Source organism: Schnuerera sp. (assembly GCF_035459645.1).
Lineage (GTDB): Bacteria > Bacillota > Clostridia > Tissierellales > Tepidimicrobiaceae > Schnuerera.
Map to the genome: position 1 here is coordinate 1 of NZ_DATHXO010000054.1, position 3,052 is coordinate 3,052.

Consider the following 3,052-nt stretch of genomic DNA (forward strand, 5'->3'; position numbering starts at 1 on the left):
CGGCTTTAGTGTCAAAAAGATATCCACTTAATCTACCATCGATATTGTTAGATATCATACCGCCATCTTGGGTTCTTGTTACTTTAAAGGAAACTTTGCTATTTTCGTCTATTATAGAAATAACTTTGGACCAATTATCCCCTACTTCTATAATCCTTCCCACTATACCTTCTTGTATAATTCCTTCATCAGTTTCTACAGCTTGAATTACTGTATCACCTTTTTTAATGCCATCTTTCAAGCCCCTATCTATGATAAATCTATCGAACCAATTACTAGGATCCTTACCAATAACTTGAGCAGCTATTAAATTATAATCTGTATTTTCCATTAACTCCTTCTCATTTTTCAAATACTCAGATTTACCAATTAAATCTTCATATATTCTATTCTTTTCTTCAAGTTCAGCAATTCTTATTTTTAATTTTTCATTTTCCTCTCTTAAATGGCCAATATCTTTAATGGAATTAAAAAAATTGGAAGTCTTTTTCCCTATATTAAAAAAAACTTTTTCTATTGGTTTCAATAAATTCCCAATAGTCTTTTCTACTTTTGATAACCCTATTCTCTCGCCACTGGTTATACCAATGACAACAATTAGAATGATAGCAACTAAAGTTACTATCATTCTATTTTTATATTTCTTGAAAAAAGACATATTATCACCGCTTAACCTATTCTCTTATTATTTGACACAGTTTTTTTCAAAACTTCTATGCTCTCCAAAGCCTTCCCTGTACCAATGGCTACGCAATCTAGTGGGTTTTCTGCTACATGTACAGGCATACCTGTTTCCTTGCTAATTAATCTATCAAGGCCATCAAGTAAAGCTCCTCCTCCAGTCAACATTATACCCTGTTCCATTATATCTGCTGCTAATTCAGGTGGAGTCTTCTCTAATGTTGATTTTATAGCTTCTAAAATATTAAATATTTGTTCCTTCATTGCATCATATATTTCCTTTGAAGTAATTTCAATAGTTTTAGGTAAGCCACTTATTAGATCTCTTCCCCTAATATTCATCTTGGTCTCTTTGTTATTGACACCGGCAGAACCAATGGTAATTTTAATATCTTCTGCTGTACGTTCACCAATCATCAAACTATATTCTTTTTTAATATAGCTGACTATGGATTCATCTAATTCGTCTCCGCCAACTCTAATAGATTTACTAGTTACTATTCCACCTAAAGATATAACTGCTACTTCAGTAGTACCCCCTCCAATATCTACTATTAAACTACCAGTAGGCTCATGAACAGGAAGTCCTGCTCCTATTGCTGCTGCCATAGGCTCTTCTATTAAATATGCATCTCTTGCTCCAGCATGAATAGCAGCTTCTTCTACAGCTCTTTTTTCAACTTCTGTAACTCCACTAGGAACACAAACTACTACTCTTGGCTGAAACAATGAGCGTCTTTGCATAGAACGTTTTATAAAGTATTTAAGCATACTTTGAGTTATATCAAAATCAGCAATAACTCCATCTCTTAAGGGTCTAATAGCCACAATATTCCCTGGAGTTCTACCAATCATTTTTTTTGCTTCTTCACCAACAGCTAAAACCTGTTTTGTATTGGTTTGTATTGCTACTACTGATGGTTCTCTTATTACAATATCTTTACCTTTAATATAGACTAAAGTATTTGCTGTTCCTAAATCAATTCCCATATCCTTTGTAAATGCACTAAAAATTCCCATGTTTTTTGCTCCTTCCTTTCTATATGCTAAAATCAACAACCTAGATAATATTTTTGTGTTTAAAGCTTATATACTTATTATCGCCAATAATAATATGGTCTAAAACCTTGATTCCAATTATATTTCCTGCATCGATTAGTCTATGTGTAATATTGATATCTTCTGTGCTTGGTGTTGGATCACCACTAGGATGATTATGTACTAAAATAATCGAATTAGCGCTTCTTTTAATTGCAATATTAAAGACTTCTCTAGGATGTACAATAGACGAATTTAAATTGCCCACAGATATATTCTCTATACTTATTATCTGATTTTTAGTATCAAGAATGGCGATTTTAAAATGTTCCCGTCTTAAATATCTCATCTCTTCCATAAGTAATTCTGCAATTACCAGTGGTGAGTCTACCTTTAGTTTGTCTTCTCCTCCTCGACTGGATATTCTTTTACCTAATTCTATTGCAGCAATAACTTGTGCTGCTTTACACTGACCTATACCTTTTATTGTAGTTAATTCTTCTACTGTTGCATGAGAAAGATATCCAATACCAATCCTATCTATGCTAAGTAATTTATTGGCTAAATCTATAGCAGTATCTTCTCGATAACCAGTTCTAAGAATTATAGCTATTAACTCAGCATTTGACAAAGAACCCACTCCATATTTAACCAATTTTTCCCTTGGCCTTTCATGTAATGGAAGATCCTTTATGGTATAACTTTTATTAAGATTAATATTTTTCTCCATAAATAATCACCTACATCATTATAATATACTTATGTTAAAATACTTTTCTAATAAGTTATCTAATTTATATATAGGCAAGCCTATTACATTAAAATAACATCCATTAATATATTCTACTAATATGCCTCCTATTCCTTGTATAGCATATCCTCCTGCTTTGTCCATGTATTCCTTAGTTTTAATATAGCTTTCAATTTTTTCATCAGAAAGCTTCCTAAACTTTACTACTGTTCTTTCAAAATCTATAATTTTTAAATTTGTGTTCGATTTTATAATACTTATTCCTGTTATTACTTCATGCTTTTTATCACTTAAAAATCTAAGCATATTTTTACCTTCAGCTTTGTTTTTCGGTTTCCCAAGTATTTCCCCTTCGCAAGTAACAATTGTATCTGCACCTATTATAATTTCACCCTCATTGAATCCTTTTGCTACTTCATCTGCTTTTTGAAAAGCTAATGCCATAACAATTTGTTCAGCTGTTTCATTTAATGAAATTTTTTCTTGGATTTTGGATTCTACTATAATAGGCTTTATATTATACTTTAATAGCAATTCTTTTCTTCTAGGGGATGCTGAAGCAAGGACAATTTTGTTCATAAT

4 protein-coding genes are annotated in these 3,052 nt (G+C 31.6%); all 4 read right to left on the reverse strand.

All coding sequences use genetic code 11. From position 1 onward, the window contains the following. A partial coding sequence (mreC, locus tag VK998_RS01230) for a rod shape-determining protein MreC (protein ID WP_325224565.1) occupies nt 1-658 on the reverse strand: 658 nt, incomplete at its 3' end. An 11-nt stretch (nt 659-669) separates the two neighbouring features. Continuing rightward, entirely contained in the window at nt 670-1,701 is a 1,032-nt protein-coding gene (locus tag VK998_RS01235) for a rod shape-determining protein (protein WP_325224568.1), read from the reverse strand. Between the two features lie 40 nt (nt 1,702-1,741). Next, nucleotides 1,742-2,449 carry a RadC family protein gene (radC, locus tag VK998_RS01240; RefSeq protein WP_325224569.1) on the reverse strand — a complete coding sequence of 236 codons (708 nt, stop codon included), beginning with the start codon at nt 2,447-2,449 and terminating at the stop codon, nt 1,742-1,744. 18 nt (nt 2,450-2,467) lie between these two features. After that, on the reverse strand, nt 2,468-3,052 hold a 585-nt coding region (locus tag VK998_RS01245; RefSeq protein WP_325224571.1), incomplete at its 5' end, for a Maf family protein.